This window comes from Leuconostoc garlicum (assembly GCF_001998805.1).
Lineage (GTDB): Bacteria > Bacillota > Bacilli > Lactobacillales > Lactobacillaceae > Leuconostoc > Leuconostoc lactis.
Window position 1 is genome coordinate 368,009 of record NZ_CP016329.1, and the last position, 26,094, is coordinate 394,102.

General features: G+C 45.1%; 26 protein-coding genes and 2 tRNA genes. 3 read left to right on the plus strand and 25 right to left on the minus strand.

The window, feature by feature from the left end; all coding sequences use genetic code 11:
* Window positions 1-140 precede the first annotated feature (140 nt).
* The 16 genes from rpsR to A9176_RS01910 form a co-directional block, all read right to left on the minus strand.
* The gene (gene rpsR, locus A9176_RS01835; RefSeq protein WP_004904499.1) at window positions 141-425 is read right to left on the minus strand and encodes a 30S ribosomal protein S18; all 285 of its coding nucleotides are present in this window, start codon (window positions 423-425) and stop codon (window positions 141-143) included.
* 36 nt (window positions 426-461) lie between these two features.
* Window positions 462-1,007 carry a single-stranded DNA-binding protein gene (gene ssb, locus A9176_RS01840; RefSeq protein ID WP_010003904.1) on the minus strand — a complete coding sequence of 182 codons (546 nt, stop codon included), beginning with the start codon at window positions 1,005-1,007 and terminating at the stop codon, window positions 462-464.
* A gap of 33 nt (window positions 1,008-1,040) precedes the next feature.
* Window positions 1,041-1,337 (minus strand): 30S ribosomal protein S6, encoded by a 297-nt coding sequence (rpsF, locus tag A9176_RS01845; protein ID WP_010003903.1) that lies wholly within the window; start codon window positions 1,335-1,337, stop codon window positions 1,041-1,043.
* Between the two features lie 166 nt (window positions 1,338-1,503).
* Window positions 1,504-1,809 carry a hypothetical protein gene (locus tag A9176_RS01850; RefSeq protein WP_029510107.1) on the minus strand — a complete coding sequence of 102 codons (306 nt, stop codon included), beginning with the start codon at window positions 1,807-1,809 and terminating at the stop codon, window positions 1,504-1,506.
* 86 nt (window positions 1,810-1,895) lie between these two features.
* A complete protein-coding gene (locus A9176_RS01855) occupies window positions 1,896-2,729 on the minus strand; it encodes an energy-coupling factor transporter transmembrane component T family protein (protein ID WP_077281986.1) in 834 nt (277 codons plus the stop codon).
* The gene (locus tag A9176_RS01860; protein ID WP_077281987.1) at window positions 2,722-4,467 is read right to left on the minus strand and encodes an ABC transporter ATP-binding protein; all 1,746 of its coding nucleotides are present in this window, start codon (window positions 4,465-4,467) and stop codon (window positions 2,722-2,724) included. Before A9176_RS01860 ends, A9176_RS01855 begins: the two co-directional genes overlap by 8 nt.
* A 46-nt stretch (window positions 4,468-4,513) precedes the next feature.
* Entirely contained in the window at window positions 4,514-5,080 is a 567-nt protein-coding gene (locus A9176_RS01865) for an ECF-type riboflavin transporter substrate-binding protein (protein WP_029510104.1), read from the minus strand.
* Between the two features lie 21 nt (window positions 5,081-5,101).
* The gene (locus tag A9176_RS01870) at window positions 5,102-5,965 is read right to left on the minus strand and encodes an SAM hydrolase/SAM-dependent halogenase family protein (RefSeq protein WP_029510103.1); all 864 of its coding nucleotides are present in this window, start codon (window positions 5,963-5,965) and stop codon (window positions 5,102-5,104) included.
* A 230-nt stretch (window positions 5,966-6,195) separates the two neighbouring features.
* On the minus strand, window positions 6,196-6,735 hold the full coding sequence (locus tag A9176_RS01875; protein WP_029510102.1) for a hypothetical protein: 540 nt from the start codon (window positions 6,733-6,735) through the stop codon (window positions 6,196-6,198).
* Between the two features lie 161 nt (window positions 6,736-6,896).
* Window positions 6,897-7,952, minus strand: coding sequence for an alcohol dehydrogenase AdhP (adhP, locus tag A9176_RS01880; protein WP_029510101.1), 1,056 nt, complete (start codon window positions 7,950-7,952; stop codon window positions 6,897-6,899).
* A 162-nt stretch (window positions 7,953-8,114) separates the two neighbouring features.
* Window positions 8,115-9,020 (minus strand): NADP-dependent oxidoreductase, encoded by a 906-nt coding sequence (locus A9176_RS01885; protein ID WP_077283218.1) that lies wholly within the window; start codon window positions 9,018-9,020, stop codon window positions 8,115-8,117.
* A gap of 135 nt (window positions 9,021-9,155) precedes the next feature.
* Window positions 9,156-10,652 (minus strand): glutamate--tRNA ligase, encoded by a 1,497-nt coding sequence (gene gltX / locus A9176_RS01890; RefSeq protein ID WP_077283220.1) that lies wholly within the window; start codon window positions 10,650-10,652, stop codon window positions 9,156-9,158.
* Window positions 10,653-10,827: 175 nt separating this feature from the next.
* On the minus strand, window positions 10,828-11,151 hold the full coding sequence (locus A9176_RS01895) for a hypothetical protein (RefSeq protein ID WP_068851064.1): 324 nt from the start codon (window positions 11,149-11,151) through the stop codon (window positions 10,828-10,830).
* A gap of 10 nt (window positions 11,152-11,161) precedes the next feature.
* Entirely contained in the window at window positions 11,162-12,529 is a 1,368-nt protein-coding gene (gene radA, locus A9176_RS01900) for a DNA repair protein RadA (protein WP_077281988.1), read from the minus strand.
* The gene (locus tag A9176_RS01905; protein WP_077281989.1) at window positions 12,516-13,397 is read right to left on the minus strand and encodes a metallophosphoesterase family protein; all 882 of its coding nucleotides are present in this window, start codon (window positions 13,395-13,397) and stop codon (window positions 12,516-12,518) included. The genes radA and A9176_RS01905 overlap by 14 nt, the downstream gene beginning before the upstream one ends.
* Window positions 13,398-13,631: 234 nt before the next feature.
* Window positions 13,632-14,171 carry a deoxyuridine 5'-triphosphate nucleotidohydrolase gene (locus tag A9176_RS01910; protein WP_077281990.1) on the minus strand — a complete coding sequence of 180 codons (540 nt, stop codon included), beginning with the start codon at window positions 14,169-14,171 and terminating at the stop codon, window positions 13,632-13,634.
* A 222-nt stretch (window positions 14,172-14,393) separates the two neighbouring features.
* Here A9176_RS01910 and A9176_RS01915 point away from each other — a divergent pair, with 222 nt between their 5' ends.
* From A9176_RS01915 to A9176_RS01925, 3 genes are all read left to right on the plus strand, one after another.
* Window positions 14,394-14,678, plus strand: coding sequence for a GNAT family N-acetyltransferase (locus A9176_RS01915; RefSeq protein ID WP_371857135.1), 285 nt, complete (start codon window positions 14,394-14,396; stop codon window positions 14,676-14,678).
* Window positions 14,675-15,364, plus strand: coding sequence for a ribose-5-phosphate isomerase RpiA (gene rpiA, locus A9176_RS01920; RefSeq protein ID WP_029510095.1), 690 nt, complete (start codon window positions 14,675-14,677; stop codon window positions 15,362-15,364). The genes A9176_RS01915 and rpiA overlap by 4 nt, the downstream gene beginning before the upstream one ends.
* Window positions 15,365-15,527: 163 nt before the next feature.
* The gene (locus A9176_RS01925; protein WP_077281991.1) at window positions 15,528-16,952 is read left to right on the plus strand and encodes an aspartate ammonia-lyase; all 1,425 of its coding nucleotides are present in this window, start codon (window positions 15,528-15,530) and stop codon (window positions 16,950-16,952) included.
* A gap of 45 nt (window positions 16,953-16,997) precedes the next feature.
* Here the strand turns inward: A9176_RS01925 and A9176_RS01930 are convergent.
* From A9176_RS01930 to A9176_RS01970, 9 genes are all read right to left on the minus strand, one after another.
* Window positions 16,998-17,069, minus strand: a tRNA-Gln gene (locus tag A9176_RS01930).
* A 38-nt stretch (window positions 17,070-17,107) separates the two neighbouring features.
* A tRNA-Tyr gene (locus A9176_RS01935) sits at window positions 17,108-17,190 on the minus strand.
* A 54-nt stretch (window positions 17,191-17,244) separates the two neighbouring features.
* Window positions 17,245-18,138 carry a sulfite exporter TauE/SafE family protein gene (locus A9176_RS01940; protein WP_077281992.1) on the minus strand — a complete coding sequence of 298 codons (894 nt, stop codon included), beginning with the start codon at window positions 18,136-18,138 and terminating at the stop codon, window positions 17,245-17,247.
* 146 nt (window positions 18,139-18,284) lie between these two features.
* On the minus strand, window positions 18,285-20,177 hold the full coding sequence (locus A9176_RS01945) for a M13-type metalloendopeptidase (RefSeq protein ID WP_077281993.1): 1,893 nt from the start codon (window positions 20,175-20,177) through the stop codon (window positions 18,285-18,287).
* Between the two features lie 133 nt (window positions 20,178-20,310).
* Complete coding sequence (locus tag A9176_RS01950; protein WP_077281994.1) at window positions 20,311-21,246, minus strand: ABC transporter ATP-binding protein; 936 nt, start codon at window positions 21,244-21,246, stop codon at window positions 20,311-20,313.
* Window positions 21,247-21,248: 2 nt separating this feature from the next.
* Entirely contained in the window at window positions 21,249-22,298 is a 1,050-nt protein-coding gene (locus tag A9176_RS01955; protein WP_068851083.1) for an ABC transporter ATP-binding protein, read from the minus strand.
* Between the two features lie 15 nt (window positions 22,299-22,313).
* Window positions 22,314-23,345, minus strand: coding sequence for an ABC transporter permease (locus A9176_RS01960; protein ID WP_077281995.1), 1,032 nt, complete (start codon window positions 23,343-23,345; stop codon window positions 22,314-22,316).
* Between the two features lie 11 nt (window positions 23,346-23,356).
* Window positions 23,357-24,274: an ABC transporter permease gene (locus A9176_RS01965; protein ID WP_010000765.1), complete on the minus strand. Its 918-nt coding sequence runs from the start codon at window positions 24,272-24,274 to the stop codon at window positions 23,357-23,359.
* An 87-nt stretch (window positions 24,275-24,361) separates the two neighbouring features.
* The gene (locus A9176_RS01970; protein ID WP_077281996.1) at window positions 24,362-25,996 is read right to left on the minus strand and encodes a peptide ABC transporter substrate-binding protein; all 1,635 of its coding nucleotides are present in this window, start codon (window positions 25,994-25,996) and stop codon (window positions 24,362-24,364) included.
* Window positions 25,997-26,094 lie beyond the last annotated feature (98 nt).

Sequence of the window (26,094 nt, forward strand, 5' to 3'; positions counted from 1 at the left end):
ATATCTTCCTCTATCATTTTGCCAAACCACTGTTATCTAGGCAAAATGCTCCTTGTACTATTTTACCACAGTTGCGATTTACCAAAATAAACAAAAAGAGACTCAGATAAAATCTGAGTCTCTCAATCGCGCGTCAAAGATTAGTCTTCTGTCACGAATGGCAACAAAGCCATGATACGTGCACGCTTGATTGCAGTTGTCACTTTACGTTGGTTCTTGGCTGAAGTACCAGTCACACGACGTGGCAAGATCTTACCACGTTCTGAGATAAAGCGTTCCAACAATTCTGTGTTCTTGTAGTCGATGAATTCGATGTGGTTAGCTGCAATGTAGTCAACCTTACGACGACGACGTGGGCCGCCTTGTGGGCGACGTGAACGTTGTGGACGTTCTGAATTTTGTGGACGTGAGTTTTGTTCTGACATGATTAAAGCTCCTTTCGTAGTGTTGTAAGTTATATTTTAAAATGGTAGATCATCATCTGATATATCAATTTCTGTTTTGCCGCTCGCCGCAAATGGGTTAGGGGCATCATTTGTTGGTGTTGTCGCTTGTGGGTTAGCTTGGCTAGCCGTAGCAAACGGATCAACGCCACCAAATGCATTATCACTTGGCGTACCGAATGACGCACCACCCTGATGAGATGGTTCTGACGACCCGTTTTGGGCACGTCGCTTATCACTTTCAGCACGTGATTCAAGTAATGAGAAATTATCAACGACAACTTCGGTCACGTAAACACGTTGTCCTTGGTTGTTTTCATAATTCCGTGTTTGCAAACGGCCTTCAATGGCAACTAGTGCACCTTTTCCAGTAAAGTTTGCAAAATTTTCAGCTGCTTTACGCCAAATCACGGCGTTAATAAAGTCAGCTTCACGTTCACCAGCTTGGTTGGTGAACTGGCGGTTAACCGCCAAACTAAACGTGCCGACTGCTGTACCCGATTGGGTATAACGTAATTCCACATCACGGGTCAATCGCCCAATCAATACTACTCGATTAATCATATCAAAAGCTCCTTCACCAGTGGAATCCCAGAATTATTCTGCGTCGCGCTTAACGATCATGTGACGCAAGATGTCTTGTGAGATCTTTGCCAAACGATCAAATTCGTTGATTGCTGCGTCGTCTTCTGCAGTGAAATCGATTACGTGGTATACGCCTTCGCGGTAACCAGCAATTTCATAAGCAAAACGACGTGTTGCCCAATCAGCTGACTTTGAGATTGTTGCACCATTATCAGTCAAGATACCATCAAAGCGTTCTACGAGCGCTTTCTTTGCATCCACTTCGATATCAGGGCGAACGATGTAAGTCAATTCGTATGATGTAGCCATGTTTTATTTCCTCCTTTTGGTCTCTGGCAGCCTTGGCTGCAAGGAGTGTACGCACTTTTGTGCGTTCACAATTATTAATTGTACTACAGAACAGCTATACATTTCAAGTGTTTCACAGAATTAGCCACTTGGTTATTAAATAATACGTTGGTGATTAGCAAATCACTTAATCTTCTGACACAAAATCAATTTCCGCTAAGGCTTCTTCTAACGTATCAATAAAATCAGGATCTTGTAATTGCGCTAAAATCTGATCATCTGATCGGCCAGACATCCCCGCATGGATGTTAGCCACAATCCCATCCCACATTGCATCCGCTTTACGCGCTAATTTCACTGTGCCATAGCGCGCTCTTGCAAGACGTTGATTATTTTTTTCGACTTGAAACGCATAAGCTTTGTCGACAACCGTTGCCACGCTTTGTGCTGAAATAGCGGCTTCTAACGCGCGACGAAAGGTTTGCTGTTGCATAACATTTTCCTCCACTACCTAGCATTACTGACTTCATTATAAGAACATACGTTCGTATTGTAAACAGTGACCTGTCCCAGAAACAATTAACCGGCAGGCCGGAAGGGATTATATACCCGACCATGATCCACAAACAGTAGCAGCACGCCGATAGCAACGACAACAATAGCCCCCATCACAACCCCGACATCACGCAGTCGAAATGGTTGTTCTTGATACCACGTACGGCCTTTTTCACGACCAAATCGGCGCAATTCCATGGCCTGACTAATCGTATCAATGCGATTTAGGCTAGTAAAAACGAGCGGTAAAATAATTTGTACTGCCCCTTTAGAACGTGCCCATAGCGAGGCCTGCTTAGAAATCTCATATCCCCGTGCCTGCTGCGCCAAACTAATGGTCCGGTAATCAATTTGAACATCTGGAATATAGCGCAATGTAATCGCAAATGCGTACGCAATTTTATAAGGCACTCCAATCTTGTTCAAACTTGCGGCAAACTCACTCGGATTTGTCGTAAATAACAAAATAATGGCTAACGGCAACGAGAACAGGTATTTCAACAAGAGATTTAACTCATAGAAGACTTGCTCCTGTGTCAACGCCCAATACCCGTGACCAAGAAGCACATGGCGCGTGCCATAAAGTTGCACGCCGTACTGAGGTGCCAAAACCGCGACCATCACCAAGTTAATGACGGCAAAAAACAAAACTAATTTCAGCATGAAGGCATATTCACGATATTTAATTTTGGCACGCCGCAGTAATAAGATGGCCAAAATTCCCAGTCCCAATAAAAACCGTGGATCATACGAAATCATCCCAATCGTTGTCAAAGCTAAAAAACCAATCAACTTGGCAGTGCCTGTTGTTTGGTTTAACCATGTATCTCGTTGTTTGTACCCAAATAAGTTATTCATCGTTGCTCTCATGTGCTGGTTTTGATAAGTCTTTATTGTCTTCACCCAAAACAGATGCTGTGTGCTGTAATACGGCCGCGTTCAATTCCTCAGGATGGGCAATTTGTAAGCGGTTGGCTAACTGATAAATACTTGTCGTCCGCAAACTCGCGGCTTGTACCAGCGCTTCATCAGCTAATAATTCAGCCGGCGTGGTATCTGCTAATAGCTGGCCATCAACCACCACTAACGCACGCTGCACAAAATTAGCCAGCAAATGCATGTCGTGCGTAATCATGACAATGGTGACGTGTTCTTGACGATTGATAGCCGTCAAAAATGTCAACAATTCTTGTGTATGCGTGGCATCTTGACCCGCCGTCGGTTCATCCAAAATTAGAATTTGTGGCGAAAGCACCAAAACCGCCGCAATCGTCACACGCTTTTTTTGTCCAAAGCTCAAAGCCCCAATTGGCCAATTACGCATCCCATCAAGATCAAGCAAGCGTAAAACTGACCGTACCTTTTGCTCAATCTCAGCCGGTTCTACCTGTCGTAGCACCAAACCACTCGCCACTTCATCAAAAACCGTACTCTTTGTAATCATGTGATTGGGATTTTGTAACACATACCCCACCTGCTCGGCCCGTGTTTTAATTGATTGGCCTAAAACCGACTGCTCGTCCAAGCGAATATCCCCCGCATCAGGCATTAAAAAGCCGGTCAAAAGATGCGATAACGTGGTTTTACCGGAACCATTTTTGCCGACAATCCCAACAATTTCCCCACGATTGATGGTGAGATTCAGGTTTTGAAAGAGTGGCTGACGCTGATCGTAGCTAAAGTCAACATTTGACAACGTCAGTTGGGGTTGCTGGACAACGGTTGTTTGTACCGGTACACGTAATTTGGCAATCGCTGATTGGTGGGCTGCAACGTCGACTTTTTGCACATCAGCAACATGTGGCAAATGGGCCACATCGACTTGTGCCCGCCGTAACAGTTGCACATACAATGGCTCATCTAAGCCGTACTGTGGCAAGACGCCAGCTTGAATAATGGCAGTTGGCGTGTCATTGGCCACGATACGGCCTTCAGACATCACAATAATCCGATCCACATTGGCACGCAATACTTCTTCAATCCGGTGCTCGATAATTACCACCGTCAAATCACGGTCTGCCTGTAACTGGTCAATCATGGTCATCGCATCCCAGCCTGCTGCTGGATCTAAACTGGCTAAGGGTTCATCAAATAAGAGTAATTTGCCATCATCAACCAGCACCCCTGCCATGGCTGTGCGTTGTTTTTGACCACCTGACAACATTTGCGGTGCCAACTCTAGCCGATTACTTAAGCCAAAACGCTGTGCCCATTTTGCCACTTCGGCTTTAATGCGGGCTACTGGCTGCTGATCATTTTCCAAAGCAAAGGCAATGTCTTCAGCGACCGTCAACCCAACAAATTGCGCGTCGGCGTCTTGTAAAACCGTTCCTGCTTGTAATGATAATTCAAATAAACTTTGTGCTGAAATGTCGCGACCGTTAAGTGTCATTTGACCCGAAATATCACCCGCATAAGCATGCGGAATCAGACCATTCAGCAAACGCAGTAACGTGGTTTTACCGGAACCAGAAGCGCCGGCAATTAAAACTTTTTCGCCAGGGAAAATTTGGAAACTCACATCATGCAAAGTCGGTTCAGCTTGTGCATGATATTTAAATGTCACGTTTTTAAATTCAATGAGTGGTGTTGCCATAATGCCCCTTATTGATAAGATATGTACGCAAGCAACGCTTGCTAATTTACTCGCTACGCAAACTGCTCTTTTTTGGTCGCGACTTGACGTAAGCGATTAACAAAAGTGTGCCGATAACCGCCACGGAGATGGTGTTCACGGCTGCTGCCACAACACCTTGCAAGAAAACTTTTTGAGCGGCTTCTTTGTAGATTAAAATGTCACCAAGTGGGGCGATAATCACCCAAGCAATGATATTGGCCACTGCTTGCCAAATGTTAAATTGAATGATTTTTTTAGTCGTTAATGTGCCATATTCCAAGGCAAGCGACTTTTTACTCAATCCTAATAGGAAACCAAAAACACCATCAGCAATTACCCAAGACCACCACGGCGCACCATAAGTGACCGCATCATTTAAGGTGTGCCCAATAATACCAACCAGTAGGCCAACAACCGGCCCAAATAAACTCGCTATTAAGGCCAACCAGCCTTCCGCCACGTTAATGGTGGTATTTGGTACGCCCGTTGGAATAGCAATAAATTTCATTAGCACAAAGAATACGGCTGCCCCAATTCCTGTGGCAACGACTGACCGCACTGAAAAACCAGTTTTTTGTTGCTTTTTTTGCATATTACTCCCTCACTTTTTAAATTATGCCGACACTTTTGTTAAGGTAACCGCCCATTCAGGTCCAGCACCCACATGATACGTTTGTTCAAAACTACCCGTATGCACACCAAACGCCACGGTATAGACAGAATCAATATAAATTAGCGGTTCCCCTGGTGCCACGTCCGTAAACGTATGCACATAAGGTAAGACGTCATCAAACATGGTATGCCCTTGATGTTGAATTTGGACACGTAAGACATCCCCATATGCTAAATTGAACTTTTCAAATTCTTTTACTGGAATATTTGACCACAACGAGCCAAAATTAACATCAGTAATATCAATATTCCCAACTAACCGTGCAACCCCAGACGCCGTCGTTTGATAGCGCCCTGGTTGCATTGGCAACTTCACCAATTGGTCAACCGGCAATACTTGTTGGTAATCGGTGTACTGGATTTGACCACTGGCTAACTGTGCCCCATTGTAGGCATAAATATCACGGCCATGAAATGTCGAAGACTTTTCTGATCCTGGTAACCGTTGTGTTGTTTCATCAATAACACGCGCACTCGCAATCAGCCCATGCGCCAAAAGATGAGACAACGTCCCATTATCCGGTGTCACAATATAATGGCCACCGGTTGTCTCAGCAATAATTGAGAGCCGCTTGGATCCTACACCAGGATCCACAACGGAGACAAATACCGTACCAGCTGGCCAATAACTAAATGTTTGAAACAACCGAAATGACCCTTCAAAAATATTAAACGGTGTGATGCCATGGGTCAGGTCACTAATGATTATATCACTAGCCACCCCATAAGCCACACCACGCATTGAACTTACCGCCCCGTCCTGTAAGCCAAAATCTGTTTGTAAAACGAGATGATTGTTTGTCATATGATACGTTTGTCTACGCGATAGTCGCCACCTGTAGACTATTCCTTCCAATATATTGCCAATAAAAAGACCCTGTTAATCACTTTGATTAGCAGGGCGCGACAAACAGTCTGGTGTGCAGGCCAGCGTCCTGTTTGACGGTTAGTAGCCAAATAGTTGACTCGTCATCACTTTATTAACATATTGTTATTTTAAGATAGTGCTTATTTTATGTCAATTTATTTCTTAGTTTAGTCTGGCAAGATAATTTGGGTTGTTGGTCCTTGTGGGGCTTGTTCCGCTTGCTGTTCTTGCACTAAATAACTTGGGAATAATGTGAGCGACTTCTCAGTAAAGCCGACCATTGATGAGCCTAAAATACGCGTGATTAATTCTAACAAACGCGCTTCAAATGTCGGTTCATCAATTTGTTCAATTTCCGGCTTCAAGGCTTGTTGATACATATTGATGTGCACGTGTGGCATCAAGGCGTATTCGCGCCCGATTAGGGCGGCCCATTCTTCAAATAATTCGCCTGGAATTTCGTCATCATCGTTCACGATTGGCATGAAGTTAACACTAAACGTATTATTAGCTTCGCCTTCAACGTCAAACTCCGCTTGCGTGATGCGACCTTCCGTTATTTCTGTCGCATAGTCAAAATCATAAACGCGACGTTCGTCGAACAAGTGGATAAAACCAGCCGTTGCTTGATCCGCACTAGCAGTATCAACAACACGCAAAATACGATCACGCTGGCCGCTAAAAAGTTGTTGTGTAAAGTATGGCATGCTTTATTACTGACCTATCTTTCATCAGAAAAGAGGTCGTTTCCTCCAATACATTTGTTACCCAATTCTAACACAGGCATACAAAAACTGCTATGTCCAAGACAACGACACGCTGCTTAACACATGTAAAAAAATCGCCCAAGTGTGGACGATTTTTTTGATTATAATACTGTGAAGTCGAATACTTTACGACCAGTAATCTTACCAGCCTTCATTTCATCAATCACTTCGTTCATGTCGGCAAAGGCAACCTTTTCAACGATTGGCTTAACCTTACCTTCGGCACCAAATTGGAAGGCTTCCTTCAAGTCGGCACGTGTACCAACCAATGAACCACGTACTTCAATACCATCCAAGACTGTCTTGGCAATGTTCAAAGCCATGTCACCTTGTGGCAAAGCAACCGCCACTAACTTACCCATTGGACGTAGTGAATCAACGGCTTGATCAAAGGCAGCGGCGTTAACGGCTGTCACTTGCGCATTGTGCACACCACCAGTAGCCTTTTGAACTTCAGCTGCGACATCATCAACCTTCTTACGGTTGATCAATACTTCAGCACCGTTTTCTTGTGCGGCAGCCAACTTGTCATCGTTACCATCAATAACAGCAACATGTGCACCAAAGACATTGTGGGCATATTGAACGGCCAAGTTACCCAAACCACCAGCACCATGAACTGATACCCATTGTCCCGGCTTTGTTTCACCGACCTTCAATGACTTATACATTGTCACACCGGCACATGTAATTGATGTTGCTTGTACTGGGTCCAAACCTTCTGGCACCTTAACGGCGTACTTGGCGTTCACAACAGCTTGTTGTGACATCGCACCATCAATTGTGTAACCTGAGTTGCGTACCTTACGGCAGAATGTTTCGTTACCTGTCACACAGTAGTCACACACACCGCAGGCGTCAAAGAACCAAGCGATTGAAACACGATCACCAATCTTGAGGTAATCACTGGCACCTTCAGCCAACTTTGACACACGACCAACACCTTCGTGACCGATAACGCGACGGAACTTACCATTACGTTGTCCAAGTTCATTTGGATTACCAAAATCAGCATTCGCCACATGCAAATCAGTGTGGCAAAGGCCAACATATTCAATATCAACTAATGCTTCACCAAAGGCTAATGGCTTTGGTTCCCAATCTTCAATCAAATCAACATATCCATCTGGATTTTCACGTACAACTGCTGCTTTCATGTTAAGCATACTCCTTTTACATGTGAATTACTTTACAAATAAATTGTACCTGTTTTTCGCGCATTTGTAAACTTTTATTATGACAAATCGGCATTAATTTTTTATTACGTGAAAAAAATCACGATTACTTACAAAATAAAAGTATCACCGGAGTGATACTTTTTAGTCAAATGTCAGCACGAGTTTGCCCAGTACGTGTTGGCGCGTTTGAAAATCGCGGACGTTTGCCGCATTAAATGGGCGTGTGTCCGCAATGTTCACGATCACCTGACCTTGGGCTACTAACGCCAATAATTCGGCGAGTTGTGTGCCGTTAGATTGCAAATAGCCCATCGTCACACGCGAATCAGCCATAGTATCAACCAATGACACCAATCGCCCAGTTGGCTTCAAAACGGCCAATGACGTCTGCAAGGTATCACCGCCAATCGTATCTAAAATCACATCCACGCCTGCCGGTATCGCTGCTTGCAGCGACGTCGTTTGGCTATCAATGACCTGCAGTGTCGGATCAACGGCCTGCACAACGGCTGCTGCTGCCTGACCACGGACTGTCGTATAAAGCGTTTGTACCCCAAGCCACTTCGCAACCTGGATAGCTGTGAAACCTACCGAACCAGCACCGCCTTGAATGAGTACCGTATCCCTTGGCTGAACCGCTAAGTCTTTGGTTATCATTTGATAACCAGTTTGCCCACCCAGTACCACCGCAGCCGCTTGGACATCACTTACTGCGTCGGGAATTTTAGCAAGTAAGGATTGCCCAACTGGCACAAATTCGGCATAGCTTTTCAAATGCGTCGATGCCACCACGCGGTCACCAACTGCAAATGCCGTCACTTCAGCGCCAACCGCCACGACAACGCCTGCCACTGATGACCCTGGAATGAGCGGTGTTGCCTTATCTGTTCCCATCAATCCTTGCCGAAACTTCACATCATAAGGGTCAATTGCCGTCGCCCGTTGTTTCACCAATACCTGTTTGGGTTTAATCATCGGCATTGCTGCCGCTAGGTTATCGACCAAGACCGTCGGTTCCCCATAATTTAACATTTCTACTGCATACATGGTATTCACACTTTCTTTATAAGCCGTTACCCCATTGTATGCCAAATCCTGCTAAATGTCCTCGGATTTGCTGTCACAAAGTGCATCAAAAAAGGCGCCTCAGTTAACCCGAAGCACCTTTATGACTCGCCTAAATTAGGCTAAATATTTAGCTTTAACATCAGCCATTGTCGCTAAGACCTTGTCTTTCTCCAATACGACTAACATTTCTGGCAAGTTTGGTCCTTGCACTTCATGTGTTGTCGCAATACGAATTGGATTCCACAAGTTACGGCCCTTGATTTCAAGTGTGCTTTGAATCTCACGAATCACTGCCATGTAATCTTCTGCAGTCGCTGATTCTGGCAAGGCTGTGTAAACTTTTTCCCAGGCTGCAAAGACCTGACGGCCTTCATCAGATGTGAGATAATCGACCATTTCATCCGTAATATCACTTAATTCAAAGAATGGGCGACGCACTAAGTCAACAATTTCGCGTGTATAGGAAATCCCTTCCACACCGGCAACCTTAATGACTTGTGTTAACCAATCGCGCTTCGTTTCGGCATCTTCTGCGCTAATTAAGTCCGCATTGACCAATTCTTGAATCAATTGTGGCATCACTTGATCCAAATCACGACGCATCCATTGGTTGTTAATCCATTCTAACTTCTTTTGGTCAAACTTCGCGTTGGCCTTTGACAAACGGTTCTCGTCAAACATTTGTGTGAATTCTTCAAGGGAGAAGATTTCGTCTTCACCCTTTGGTGACCAACCAAGCAAGCCAATAAAGTTCACCATCGCTTGTGGTTGATAGCCCAAATCCTTGTATTGTTCCACGAATTGCAACACGTTTTCGTCACGCTTTGATAACTTCTTGCCGGTTTCACCGTTGATAATCAACGCCATGTGACCAAACTTTGGCACATCCCAACCCAATGCTTCAAAAATCATCATTTGCTTAGGTGTGTTTGAGACGTGATCATCCCCACGCAACACGTGAGAAATCTTCATCAAATGATCATCGACAACCACCGCAAAGTTATAGGTTGGCATCCCATCGGCTTTTTGAATCACCCAGTCGCCACCAATTTCCTTGGCACCGATTTCGATATGACCCTTAACAATGTCATCCCAAGCATAAACTTTTTCTTCTGGGACACGGAAGCGAATCACGGGCTTTAACCCTTGCGCTTCAAATTCCGCATACTTGGCTTCGCGTTCTTCATCCGTCAAACCTTCATATTCATAAACGTAATGTGGCGCTTGCTTAGCGGCTTGTTGTGCTTCACGTTCAGCAGCCAATTGTTCTGATGTCTTATATGACTTATAAGCCAAGCCCTTAGCCAACAATTCATCAATAAAGGGTTGGTAAATGCCTTGAGCGTTACGTTCAGATTGGCGGTATGGGCCATAAGCACCTGGCTTTTCTGGTGATTCATCCCAGTCCAAACCAAGCCAAGCCAAGTTTTCTAATTGTGACTTTTCACCGTCAGCGATGTTACGTGCTGAATCAGTATCTTCAATCCGAATAATGAATTGGCCATTGTAGTGGCGCGCAAAAAGCCAGTTAAAGATTGCGGTACGCGCGTTACCAATATGTAAATGTCCTGTTGGTGATGGGGCATAGCGAACACGAATGTCTTCTGTCATGTGATATAAAGCGTTAGACAAGTGGTTTGGCTAACGCATTTCCTCCTCAGTTATACGGTTTATCCCGTTATTTATCTACTCTATTGTACAACATTACCCCGACAAAATTCCAATTGGCCACATATTCGCAAAACAAAAGGCCAGGCGGCTAACCTGACCTGCAAACGTTATCGATTTAATGACGCTGAGCGTGGATTGGCGCATCTTGTTGCCGTACCAAACGTCTCAGTAACCGTACCCAGTGGTATAGCACCCATCCTAGACCGGCCATGATCACCAGCAATATCGCCATAACGGCAATTTTCCCCCACAAAATTAGGGCATCGCTAAGCCCAACTACTAACGTCAGCCAGCCTAAGCCGACTTGGATAACGCCTAACATCGTGGTTATCAGCACACCTAACCACCAACGTCCCCGATAACCTGTTCCACGTGAAACATAACGATATAACCCATTATGCACCAAAATAAATAAATCACCAGGAATCAGATCCCACATGTTACCCCCTTTAATCTAAGGCTAATTGCAACGCTTCTCGTAACGTGGCGACGCCAATTACTTGAATCCCTTCAGGAAGTGTGACCCCATTCAAGTTGTTCTTTGGTACAATCGCCCGTTTAAAGCCAAGCTTGCGCGCCTCCTTCAACCGACTTTCAATATCAGCGACGCTCCGGATTTCCCCAGTTAACCCAATTTCACCGACAAAGACGTCACTTGGCCGCGATTCTTTATCGTGATAAGAACTGGCCAGTGCCACGGCAATCGCCAAATCAATTGCGGGTTCATCCAGTTTCACCCCACCGGCAGCTTTCAGATAAGCATCTTGATTTTGCAACAAGAGATTGGCGCGCTTTTCCAAAACGGCCATAATTAACGACACGCGGTTACGATCTAATCCGGATGCCGTCCGTTGCGCATTGCCAAAGACGGTGGGCGTCACTAAAGCCTGTAATTCAACCAAAATCGGCCGCGAGCCTTCCAAGGCGACCACAATGGCCGACCCAGTTGCCCCAGCTAACCGTTCTTCCAAAAAGATTTCTGATGGGTTAGCGACTTCAATCAAGCCGCCGTCACGCATTTCAAAAATACCCAATTCATTGGTGGCGCCAAAACGATTTTTCACCGCACGTAAAATACGGTACTTATAGTTACTATCACCTTCAAAATAGAGCACCGTATCGACCATATGCTCCAAAATCTTTGGTCCAGCAATCGCCCCATCTTTAGTCACGTGACCAACGATAAAAATAGAAATGTTATTGGTTTTAGCAATTTGCAATAAATCTGCCGTGACTTCGCGGATTTGTGACACGGAGCCAATGGCGGACGTCACGTCTGGTTCCTGCATCGTTTGTACTGAGTCAATCACGACAAAATCTGGTTGCAGCGATTCAATCTGCTTTTTAATCGCCGTCATATCTGTTTCTGGATAGAGGTAAAACTCATCATTCCCAACACCCAAACGATCTGCCCGTAGCTTCACTTGGGTGGCAGATTCTTCCCCAGTCACGTATAACACACGACCTTCATGGGCCAATTGCCCAGAGACTTGGAGCAAGAGGGTTGATTTCCCAATGCCTGGATCCCCACCAATCAACACCATTGAACCTGGAACCACCCCACCGCCTAACACGCGGTTCAGTTCTTTAAGGTTCGTGGCAACACGCGGTGTTTCCTCTGATGTCACCTCATTAATCTTTTCAACCTTAGCCGTACGACCGTCTAGACTCACCCGACTTTTCCGGTCGTTGGTCTCTGGCATGATTTTTTCTTCGACAAATGTGCCCCATTCACCACAGTTTGAGCAGCGACCCAGATAGCGCGCTGACGTGAAACCACAGTTTGAGCAAATAAATTGTGTTTTAACTTTTGCGATAATGTTGCTCCTTTAGTTGTGTTAAAAAGTGTTTGGCTTGGGTTTGATACATCAAAAATTTGTCATTCTCACGCAAACTATCACGATCACGTGTGAAACGACCTGTTTGTAACATAAGCACGTATTCCGCCGCGAACGGCCAGTCAACAGACTGGGCGCGTGATATTTCTAATTGCGTATCAAAATTCACACGCCTAAAGTCCGTACTCACGACACCAACAACATCATCTAATGTGAGCACTAAGTATTGCGCGACCATCCCTTGGGGTGTGAGTTGATAAGACTGACCGACAGTTCCAGTATTTAGAATGCGATGCATTTGAAAATGATTGTCCACTTGCGTCACAGCATCTGTGCGCATGATTTGCGCATGAATGTGGGCGTAAATCGCCATATCCGCATCGCGCCCTGTTAACATCTGATTGAAGTTTTCTTGCGGTGCATCAGCCAGTAGTGCATCACCATAATTTTGTGCGGGGGTGTGATGTGATAAGTGAAAATGGCGGCCAAAACGTTCAATCGTTGTCGCAATTGGTAATTGCTGAATTTGTGCTATCTCAGCGACTGTAAATTGCGCATAATCACGCGCCATCCAATTTAAAAATGCAACTTCAGCGGCATCGTCAAAGTCAACCGCCGTTGCGCGCTCGTATTCTTGGTAACTCGATTCCCAATTACCTTGTAAAAACACTGTCGTATTTTCTTGATGCAATAGACGATAACTCGCAACCGTATTGGGGCCATAGGTGGCGATGTCTCCTAGTGACCAGAATTCAGTGACCCCTTGATTTTTTGCATCAGCAATAACCGCCTCTAAGGCGGTTAAATTACCATGTACATCTGCTAAAACACCTATTTTCTGTTGCATATGCGGCTCCTTTCCAACTATTTCTGATGATACATCAAATGTACTGGTTGTAATGGCAAGTCACGCAACACCGGCTGTAAAACAACAGGTTTCAAATCATCAAGCGCAGTTGGCGAACGCCATATCACCGCCTGTTCCCAGCCGCATCAAGCAAGACACCTGCCACCCGTAACTTAAAATCTCGAGTTGCTTGACGTATCACGATATCATTGTGTTCATCAACCATTTAATCACCTAATTTTGACCGGTTGAGCCGAAACCACCTTGACGCTCAGCCTTTTCAACTTGATCATCGCCATCAGCTAAGAGGTAAGGTAAGAAAATGCCTTGGCCAATCCGTTCCCCTTTTTTAATCACGACATCTTTAAGCCCAAAATTAATGAATTGGAAGAAAATTTCCCCTTCGTTGCTTGGGTTATTGTAGTAATCGGCATCAACGATCCCAACGGCATTTGGCATCATCAAGCGCTTTTTAATCGGACCACTTGAACGTGATACCAATTGCAAATATTCCCCTTCACCCATGTAGGCCTTAATACCCGTTGGGACAAGCACCGGCTTAAGCAACCCTTGCAAGTCCTCATCATCACGTACATTTTTTAATTTTCCGAGTGATAAGATGTTTAAGCCACGGAAAAAAGGATTACTCAATGCACTGGGAATCACAATTTCTTCTGAGGCCTCAAAGTCATACCCAGCCGCTGCTTGCGTACTCCGCTTTGGCAAATTAAGCCTGTCGTTCACCTTTGTTGATACAATTTCAAATCCACGCATGTTTAATCACCAACCACAGCCATTCAAAGCCACGACTATGGTCGTTTTCCTCCATTTATTTAGTCAAATTGATTTACTTTGTATTATACGGTAAAACCGTAGCTGTTGCCGCCGATTTTTGGCACGCATCATCCCCAATAGCCGTGTCCTGCGGTATAATGGAACTAGTTAGATTATCACTGGTGATTTTCGCATCACCATATCGTCACGAAATGGAGAAGCATGATGGACTTTCAACATGAACCCGGTCGTTACTTTTTAGAAGCAGATGGTAAACGTCTCGCTGAAATTACTTACACAACCATCAATGATGGCCAAACCTATGCGATCAATTCAACCATTGTTGACCCCGCACTACGAGGTCAAGGGGTTGCAGCAGCACTTCTTGACGCCGTTGTTGACGAAGCACGGGCAAACGGCATGACCGTGCATCCGATTTGCAGTTATGCCCGTAAGGCATTTTTCAACCAACCAGACAAATACCAGGAGATTCAGTACAAGCCATGACCCAAGAACAACAAAAGCTGATTGCTGGCCGACGGGCCGCAGAATTTGTCCAAAATGACATGGTTGTTGGGATTGGCTCTGGTTCAACGATTGCGCATGTCATCAATGCGTTAGGTGAACGCGTGGCGCACGAAAACCTCAAAATCGTTGGCGTTGCCACTTCGGAAAAAACGCGCCGTAACGCTGCCCAACTCGGCATACCAATGTATAACGTCGACGACGTTGATCAAATCGATTTGACCATTGATGGTGCTGACCAGATTTCCGATGATTTTTCAGCCATTAAAGGTGGCGGTGCCGCCCTTCTATGGGAAAAAATCGTGGCCTTTAATTCTCGCGAAAATATCTGGGTGATTGATGCCAGCAAGCAAGTGCCCAAGTTAAATCAGTATTTGCCAGTTGAAGTCATTCCCTATGGTTCCCACCAATTATTCAAACGTTTTGCGGCTGAAGGATTCCAACCGACTTGGCGTCTTGACCAAAATGGCAACCCTGTTCGCACAGACTCGGCTAATTTCCTCATTGATTTACATTTACCTGTGATTGATCATCCCCGGGCCTTCGGTGATGAACTCATCAAGATGGTGGGCGTTGTCGAACACGGCCTCTTCACCGATGTTGTGAACCGTGTTGTGATTGGCGAACCCGATGATCACGTGCGTGTGATCGATGTCAACCCCCGATAAAAAGCGTGTTAGCACACGCTTTTTTTATTTGGTTTAAAATTTATTACAGTGAAATATGTTGTTATATCAACGCTACCGCATGTCATAATAAGTAACATGTTTAATTGGTCTAGCTACGCTCCGATATAGAATATAGCTATAGCAATTTACTAAGGAGATTATCATGCGTACCGAAACTGACTCACTGGGTCCATTGAACATTCCTCAAACTGCCTATTATGGGATTCACACGCAACGGGCATTGCACAATTTTCCAATTGCAACCCAAGTGACACACCCAGAGTTAATTCGCGCATTTTTGGAAATCAAACAAGCAGCAGCACAAACCAATGCCACATCCGGCAATTTAGATCGTTCTGTGGCCAAACATATCGTGCGGGCAACCAAGCAATTGCTCAGCCAACCGTTCAAACCAGAATTATTTCCAATTAGTGATATTCAAGGCGGTGCTGGGACGTCAACCAATATGAACGTCAATGAAGTCATCGCCAATGTCGCATTAGAACAAACTGGCCGGCTACGTGGTGACTATGCTTACATCCATCCCAACGACCACGTCAATATGGGTCAAAGTACCAACGACACATATCCTAGTGCGGGTAAAATCGCCCTGATCCGTCTCCTTGAACCATTATTTACTGAATTACTCGCCTTGATTGACGCGCTTGGTAACAAAGCGGATGAATTTTCAGCCACGTATAAAATGGGGCGTACCCAACTCCAAGACGCTGTCCCTATGACCTTGGGTAACAGTTTCCATGCCTGGTTAAAGCCGCTGCGGCGTGATGTTGAGCGTATTACCGCAGCACGTAATGCGCTCTATCTCTTAAATATGGGTGGCTCAGCCATCGGTTCTGGGATTAACGTCAGTTATCATTACCAAGTGCATATCGTACCTAATTTGGCTGGTATTACTAACTTACCTTTGGTACAAGCGCACGATCTCTTTGACGCAACCCAAAATCTAGATTGTTTTGTGGCACTCTCTGGCGCACTCAAAACCTTAGCCATGAACCTGTCAAAAATTTCTAACGACTTACGCCTCTTGAGTTCCGGACCCCGATCAGGGCTGTCGGAAATTAACCTACCGGCCCCACAGGCGGGCTCATCGATTATGCCCGGCAAAATCAATCCCGTTATTCCAGAGGTCGTTAACCAAGTGGCCTTTGAAATGTTTGGGTTTGATGCGACCGTGACAGCGGCCGCAGAGGCCGGTCAGTTAGAACTTAACGCCTTTGAACCGATTGTCTTTCGGTCACTGTTTGCCGGCATTGAGCATTTAACGGCAGCCATGCAAACTTTAAGGATCAACGCGATTGATGGCATTACAAGTAACAAGGCGCGCTTGTCTCAAGATATTGATCTTTCAACCAGCTTTGCCACGGCGATGGCACCCATTATCGGGTATCAAGAAGCGGCTAAAATTGCCAAGGAATCCCTACGCACCGGTAAATCACTCCGACAAATTGCGGAAAAGAAAAAACTCTTTACCACAGAGCAATTAACCCGTATTTTCCGCGTTGAAGATATCGTGATTAATGCGCGCACTCCTGAGCACGGCTTAGTCTTACACGCACCAAAATCATAAACCAAAGAAAAACCGACATACGTGATGTATGCCGGTTTTTTAAGATTGCCCCTGCTGGATTCGAACCAGCGCATAGCGGTACCAAAAACCGCTGCCTTACCGCTTGGCCAAGGGGCAATAGTTAATTTATTCAGCCGTTAACTATTAATCGGCTATGGGAGCGGTAGGATTCGAACCTACGAACCCGAAGGAACGGAGTTACAGTCCGTCGCGTTTAGCCAGACTTCGCTACACTCCCATGTCTCAAACAACTATATTATAATAACAAATATTTGAGACCTTGACAACCCCTTTAGTGGATTTTTTTCCAATTTTGTTTAAATGAATCACGGAATAACCCAAAAGCAGTCCAAAGTGACACCACAATAATCAATAGTTTCAGCAATTGCACATCCATGCTCGTGAAGAACTTAGCCGCAACAATCACGCCAAGAATCCCACCAATCGTGACACCAGCAAAACCACGCCATGAAATTCGATCCATCTTAATCACATTCCAAGCCGTCGTTGGCATAATCAATGCGGCATCTAACATCATCACTGGAAAAGCAATCGCTGGGTTCACCCCCATCAGTGAGAAGAAAATCAATTCGGGCGCATAATTCCCCAGCCCCATTGTCATCAAAATGCCTACGCCAAGGTTAAACACGATACCTAAGACAAGCCACCAGCCATGCAACCCGTGCACTGTTAACGCGTTGTCCGCCCCTGGGTTAGTGATCATCCGGACGATCATAATCACAACTGCGATAAACAAGGCCGCAGACATCGCCCGCTGCACCGTTGGCGCATGCCAATTTTTCGTGACGTGTGTCCCCACGTACGCCCCCACAACAGCGGCAGTCGTCATCGGCAACAACGTACTTAATTCGACTTTCACTGCGGTGATGAAAAATAGCGCTTCGACCATGACCGGAATGGCATGCATCGCATTAAGCGTTCCTGGCAATTGCCGATCGTCATCAATGTAGTGCGTGGCCCGAAACGCTGCTGTCGTCGTGGCAAAAGAGCCTATTCCAAGCGTATCACCAAAATCAGTGATAAAACCGATCAACATACCCAGTCCGAAACGCTGAAAAATCGGCTTTTTTTGTTTCAAGTAGGCCCGGGCGATCAGCCCAATCATCAGCACCATCACCGTGATTAATAAAATTTGAATACTTAATAGGATTATTTTTTCATACATATTGTCTTACTCGTTTCAAAAAATCAATACACACTATTGTATCAAAGTTTAATCACGATTTCTTATGTCTTACGCGACTCATAACCCCAGCATCAAAAAAAACGCGCTGATTATGCGTCAGCACGTTGTCTCGTTGTTATCACATATTACCAAATTTGTACGCGTTCAGCCGGTGCCAACCACATCCCATCGCTTGGTTGCACGTTAAATGCCGCAAAGAAGGCATCAAAGTTCTTCACTTGGACATTCACCCGTAACTTCGCTGGACCATGTGGATCCGAGGCTGCTAGGAGCTGCATATATTCTGGTCGTGCCTTCATCCGCCAAATTGTGGCCCAACTTTCAAAGAAGTCAGTTGCAGAAAAGTCTGGTTCCTGCGCAGCTGCAGCTAGGGCCGCAGCCAAGCCACCCAAGTCCGCCACGTTTTCAGATACGGTTAACTTGCCGTTTACTTTAGCGCCATAGGAATCCAAACCGTCAAACTGGGCCACAACTCGATCCGTGCGCACCTTAAAGGCAGCAAAATCCTCGTCGGTCCACCAGTTCTTTAAACTCCCAAATTCATCAAATGACGCCCCGTTCGTATCAAACGCATGGGAAATTTCATGCGCAATCACCGCACCAATCCCACCGTAATTCGCTGATGACGATTGTGACAAACTATAAAATGGGGCTTGCAGAATCGCTGCCGGGAAAACAATTTGGTTTTGCTGTGGGTCATAGTAAGCATTCACCAGATGGGCTGGCATATGCCATTCGCTACGATCCACTGGTTGTTGCCATTGCGACCATTCATGGGCGATTTCAATTTGTCGAAACTGTAAGGCTGTTTCTAATAAAGTCGCACCTGGTTGGACAATTTTCTTGGCTAAGCGCGCCGGTAGCTGCTCCGGATAGCCAATATGTGGCACGATGGTATTTAATTTGGTAATGGCCTTTTCACGGGTTGCGGCGTTCAGCCAGTCATTTGCTTGTAGCCGTTGCTTAAACACAGCAATCATCTTGGCCACTTTGGCCTCAACATCAGCTTTGGCTGCTGGTGAGAACTTTTCTTGGGCGTAATAGTAACCAATCGCTTGATTAAACGGTTCAGCCGCCAAATAAAAGGCGGCTTTATCCGCCGGCATGGCCTCTGGCGCCCCCGTCAATTCACGCTGGTATTGACCACCCAGGACGCGCACGTCGTCCGATAAATAACGGGTAAAATTGTTAACAACCGAAACAATCAAGTGGGCTTGCAATAGTGGCCAAGCTTCTTCAGAAAAGAATTGATTAGCGGCCGCCCAGAAGCGTTCTTCGGGCACAATCACTTGATCTGGTGTCTGACCAATCAAAGCTGTTAAAATTGCGTCTAACGGCAATTCTGGGGCTAATTTGGTAAAGTCTGCCCAAGCATACGGATGATACAACTTCGCATACTCGTGCCCTTCTTCTTGGCTTAAAACGACCGCGGCCGCACGGGCATCAAAAGCCAGATAACGGTCAATCAAATCAGCCGTTTCTGCCTCAGAAAAGCCAAACTTTGGCAGTAAGGCTGTTTGCGCAGCCCGAAACTTCGCTAACAACGCTTGTCCTTGTTTATGATCGGGTGCGTAGTACGTCGTGTCTGGTAAGACCAAGTTGATCGCGCTAGCCCATAAAACATTTGTCCGGGCATCTTTAAAATCAGGCCCCACACCAAGTGGCAGCGCATTTGGCAAGCCTTGCTTTTCCAATTCGGCAATATGTTGCGCAAAATCAGCAAATGAGGTGTAACTTTGATATTGCTGCAACAACGCTTGCACAGGTTGGGTGCCTTGTTGTTCACGGGTGGCAAAATCAGTGGCTAAGCGATGATACGCAATAAATTGTGACAAAATTGGTGAGTCCGGTAAGTTTTTCCCTGCTTGCCAGTCCGCCGTAACCGTCAGTAACCACTTTTCAATCTCATCAGACAAGTCACTAAAACCACCTGTGCGTGGCTTATCGTTAGGAATCACTGCGGTCTTTTCCCAAGCGCCATTCACTGCGTCATAAAAATCATCTTGTTGTCGTACCATCTTTTACCACCTTTTTATTAGTAATTAATTACAATCATACACCAGTTATCGACTAAACGCACGTTATTATCATTTTTCTATCATAAAAAAGCTATAACAACTGATTAACAGTTGTTATAGCTTTTTTAATCCCTTAAACCTGTTGCGCTTTATATAGCGCTGCTTCTTCAGGTGTGGCCAACACAAAATGGCCTGGGTTCACTTCAATCATGTCACGTGTTTTACCGTCAGTTTCGATACTTGTATCGTATTCCAACGGTTGACGCGCCTTTTCCACTTCTGGATCAGGCACCGGAATGGCTGAAAGCAAACTCTTCGTATAAGGATGCAATGGGTGATTATAAACCGCGTCCGCAGACCCGATTTCAAGCAACTTACCCCAGTGCATGACCCCGATACGATCAGAAATATACTTCACCATTGACAAGTCGTGCGCGATGAAGAGATATGTCAGTGAATGCTTCTTCTGCAATTCCTTCATCAAATTCACAACTTGTGCTTGAATTGAGACGTCCAACGCAGAGATTGGCTCATCGGCAATGATAAACTTCGGATCAACCGCTAACGCACGGGCAATCCCAATACGTTGACGTTGGCCACCCGAAAATTCATGAGGATAACGGGTGGCATGATCTTTGTTCAAACCAACCAAATCCAACAATTCTTGCACTTTTTGGTCACGTTCAGCCTTTGAACGCGCCAGCTTGTTCACGTCAATTCCTTCAGCAATAATGTCACGCACTTTCATACGCCCATTTAAACTCGCCTGTGGATCTTGGAAAATCATTTGCGCATCCTTACGGAATTCCGCTAATTGCTTCCCCTTCAACTGCGTGACATCTTTTCCTTGGAATAAAATATCACCCGCCGTTTGTTCATAAATCTTTAAAATTGTGCGACCAATCGTGGTCTTACCAGAACCTGATTCACCAACCAGGCCAAAAATTTCACCTTCGTAAATGTCAAAGCTCACATGATCAATTGCGCGTACTTCATTGGCCTTGCCTTGGTTAAAATACAACTGCAGATCTCTTAGCTCAACTAACTTCTTTGGTGCTTCTTCAGTCATGATTAAGCCTCCTGTCCTTGCATTTCTTGCCAACGATCCCAACGCTTTTGAATTTGCGCTGGTGGCGTGACCTTTGGTGCACGTTCATCTAACAACCATGTGGCCGCATAGTGCGTGTCACTCACTTTGAAGAATGGTGGTTCTTCTTTCAAATCAATCGCTAAGGCGTAAGCATTACGCGGTGCGAATGCATCACCCTTAGGTGGTTCCAACAAATCTGGTGGTGTGCCTGGAATGGCTTCTAACGTCCCAACTTCGGTATCAGTTGTTGGCATTGAATTGAGCAAGCCCCATGTGTAAGGATGTTGTGGATTAAAGAAGATTTCATCCACGGTACCATATTCCACAATCTTACCCGCATACATCACGGCAACACGATCAGCCATACCAGCCACAACACCCAAATCGTGAGTGATGAAAATAATTGAACTTGATGTTTCACGTTGCAATTTTTTCATCAATGTCAAAATTTGCGCTTGAATCGTCACATCCAAAGCAGTCGTCGGCTCGTCGGCAATCAAAATTTCCGGATCAGCAGCCAACGCAATGGCGACCACGGCACGTTGCCGCATCCCACCAGACCATTGGTGTGGGTAATCGTTGATGTGTTCTTCGGCGTTAGGAATCCCAACCCCTTTCATCAACTCCAACGCGCGCGCTAGCGCGTCTTCTTTTTTCATCTCACGATGCTTCATGAGTGGTTCAGCAATCTGCATCCCAATCTTCATCGTTGGATCCAAACTTGTCATTGGATCTTGGAAAATCATAGCAATTTCGTTACCACGCACTGATTGCCATTCTTCTTCTGTCAAATCGAGCAAATTACGGTCTTTAAACAACAGGCGTGAATTATCAGGAATGCTAGCATTCTTGGCGTTCAAACCCATCAACGTCTTAGTCGTTACTGACTTACCAGACCCTGATTCACCAACAATCGCTAACGTTTCGCCCTTGTTTAGGTCAAACGATACATCACGAATCGCTTGCACTGTCCCAGCATACGTGTTGAAGTTCACGTGCAAATTTTCAACTCTTAATATCGGATTACTCATTCTCTTGCACACCTCTTAATCTTCACTCGCACGTGGGTCAAATGCATCACGCAAGCCATCACCCAACAAGATGAAGGCCAACGAGATCAATACCAACACGGCTGAAGGAATTAATACTTGATAAGGATAGAATTGCAACATTGATTGCGCATCCGCAATCAATGATCCCAATGATGCTGTCGGTGGCTTCACACCCAAGTTAATGGCTGACAAAACCGCTTCGAACATAATCGCACTTGGCACAGTCATCATGATTTGCACAATGATCGTACCGGCCATGTTTGGAATCAAATGCTTCACCGCAATTTTAAATGAGCTTTCACCTAATGACTTTGCAGCCAATACATAATCACGTTCTTTTAAGGACAACGTCATGTTACGGACTTGACGCGCCATGCCTAACCAACCAGTCATGGCAATTGCCAAGATGATTGAGGCAATACCACTACCAAACAACAAACCAAGCATTGTCACGATAATCAAGTTTGGAATTGATGACAAGATTTCAATGATACGTTGCATCGCGTTATCAACCCAGCCGCCTTTCCAGCCAGAGAAGACACCATATGCCACACCAATGACCAAGTCAATGAATGTTGCCACAATGGCCACTAACAATGAAATACGCAACCCAACAGTGACACGCTTTGCCATTGAACGACCAATGTTATCCGTACCTAAGATAAACTTTTCCCCATCCGGCACGCCTTGTTCGCTATAAGCGTTCGTCGTCGTCGTGTCGCCAGGCGCCTTGATCTCACCATCCCAACCAGGAATTGGTAAACCAGAGTTTGGTGGTAAGTTCTTGTACACACCAACTTTATCAGAATTAAATGAATTGGCTGCCTTTTGTGGGACGAAAATATTCGATAACACGGCAAAAGCCAAAATAATAATTAAAAACCACATGGATACAACCGCAAGCTTGTTAAGCTTGAGGCGACGCCAAGCATCTTGCCAAAATGACAAGGCTGGCTTTGAAATATGTTCGTTGGCATCAGAGCTTTGTGCGCCAACGATGACAAAATCTTCAGTATTTGCTGCCATCATAAGCCTCCTTATTGCAAACGAACACGTGGATCAACGATCGCCGTGAGCACATCCGTAATCAAAATCATCAACATCAACATTGCCGCATAGACAATGGTTGTGCCCATGATAACCGGAAAGTCTTTTGATGGAATAGACAACACGAACTGTTGCCCAATACCAGGAATCGAAAAGATTTGTTCAATCAATGTTGATCCCGTTAACAAACCAGCCGCCATTGGCCCAATCAATGTCAAAACTGGAATCATTGAGTTACGGTAAGCGTGCTTGTTAACGATTTCCTTCTCACTCAACCCTTTGGCCTTCGCCAATTGCACATAATCAGAACTCAATGATTCAATCATTTCTGAACGCACAAAGCGTGTTGTAATCGCTGCTGGACTCACTGCCAAAGCAATTGTTGGCAAAATCGTTTGTGAGAATGAATCACCCCAACCAGAAACGGGGAAAAGTGGCCACTTGAAGCCAAAGAGGTACACGAGGACAATTCCCAAAATGAAACTTGGCACTGAAATACCTAACGTTGACAAAATACCCAATGTACCATCAATTTTATTGTTCTTGTTACGTGCTGACACAGCACCCATAATCAAACCAGCAATCACACCGACAACCAAGGCTTGCGCCCCAAGTGCTGCCGAAACAGGTAATCGTTGCCCAATCAACATGCTAACCGGTTGGTTTTGATATTGGAATGAAATACCAAAATCACCATGTGCGACCCCAACCAAATAATTCAGATATTGTTGCCACAATGGCAAATCTAGCCCATAGGTTGTCTTCAACTGCGCCAAAGCTTCTGGCGTCAGCTTCGGGTTGTTAAACGGCGTTCCTGGCATGATTTGCATCAAGAAGAACGTCGCTGTAATGACTAGAAATAGCGTGAAGACGAGCCAACCTAGTCTTTTGAGAATATATTTCCACATAATTATGATTTCCTATAATGAACAAAATAAGAATTAACTTGCGTCAATCCTTATTTGTTATTGCGTATATTTTAATGATACCAGCTTTTACTTCTTAACGGCGAATTTCCAGTCTTGGTTCAATCCTGTTGAGTTGAAGATGATACCTGTCACCTTAGGATTTTGAAGTGAGTAACCTGAACGGAAGTAAAGTGGGTTAAAGTTGCTGTCCTTGAACAAGTCAGCTTCAGCCGCCTTATAGTCGTTATCACGTGCTTCTTGCTTCAAAGCGTCAGTTGTTTCGGCCTTGTTAACCGCGTCTGTATAAGGCACGTTCTTGAATTGACCGTGGTTGTATGAAGCACCATCCTTGAACAAGTCATAGAATGTTGAGCCTTCAGGATAGTCACCACCCCAAAGTGAAACAACAATGTCAAAGTTTTGTGTTTGTGAATCCTTCAAACGTTGTTGGAATGGCACAAACTTTTCTTCGACCTTAAGACCAGGCAAAGCCTTTTCCCATGAACCTTGGAGATAATCCAATGTTGTCTTAGCAGCTGGTGAGTCAGCATCTGACGTGATTGTCAATGTAGCATTTGATGCACCAACTTCTTGCAAACCTTGCTTGAACAATTCAGCGGCCTTTTGAGGATCATATGTGTAACCAGGCGCAACATACTTGGCCAAGTCTTCACCAGTAGCTGTCTTAGCCAAACCAGTTGGGACCAAACCAGTAGCTGGTGATGAAATACCAGCAGTTACTTGATCAGTCAATTCCTTACGGTTAGTTGCCAAGTTCAAAGCTTCACGGATCTTAGCGTTAGCCAAGAACTTGTTCTTACCTGTTTGGTTATATTCCAAATAAGCTGTTGTGGCTTCCGGTGTCTTCACGACATCCTTGTTGTTCTTGTTGGCCTTGTACAATTCTGGTGTGTTTGAAATTGAAACACGATCAATCTTACCTTGCTTGTACAATTGTACAGCTGTTTCAGGCTTTTGAACCACTTGCACGTCAATTTCTTTTGTCTTGACGTTCTTAGCATCCCAGTAGTTGTCGTTCTTCACCAGCTTGAACGTGTTGTTTGTACCGTTCCAACCTTGAACCTTATAAGGACCAGAGTACAATGCTGTATCTGAAGTTGTCGCGTACTTCTTGCCTTCCTTGTTCACAAAGCTTTCCTTTTGTGGCATGAAGTTCGCAAACGTCAACAAGTATTCAAATTGTGGCATTGGGCGTTCCAACTTGAATGTCAACGTGTTGCCCTTAGCAGTGACACCAAGTGAATCAACAGCGGCCTTACCAGCTGCAATCTTATCAGCGTTTTCAACACCAGATGCTAAGTAAGCATATTGTGACGCTGTCTTTGGATTCACGATACGTTGCCAAGTGTAAACGAAGTCTTGGGCTGTCAACTTTGAACCGTCAGACCACTTCAAGCCATCCTTCAATTCAACGGTATAAGTCAAACCATCGTCAGAGTGCTTAACTGACTTCGCCAATTCAAGTTGTGGCTTACCTTTGGCATCCACACGCATCAAGTTGGCACCAGAGTTACCAATGATCGTACCTGAGTACGTATCAGTATTCTTAGAAATGTCCAATGTTTGAATAGGTGTTGGCAATTGGAATGACAAGTTCTTGCTATTATCTGATGAACCGCCCCAAAGACCAGCAGCACGTGTACCACCACCGACAACGACTACAGCAGCCGCTCCAAGGGCTACCTTCTTCCATGTTTCCATAGCATATATCCTCCCGAGATATAAAGGTTTGTGTTTTAAATTCTTTATTAACAGATATTAGTATACCATGTGCTTTTCTCATGTACAACTAATTATTT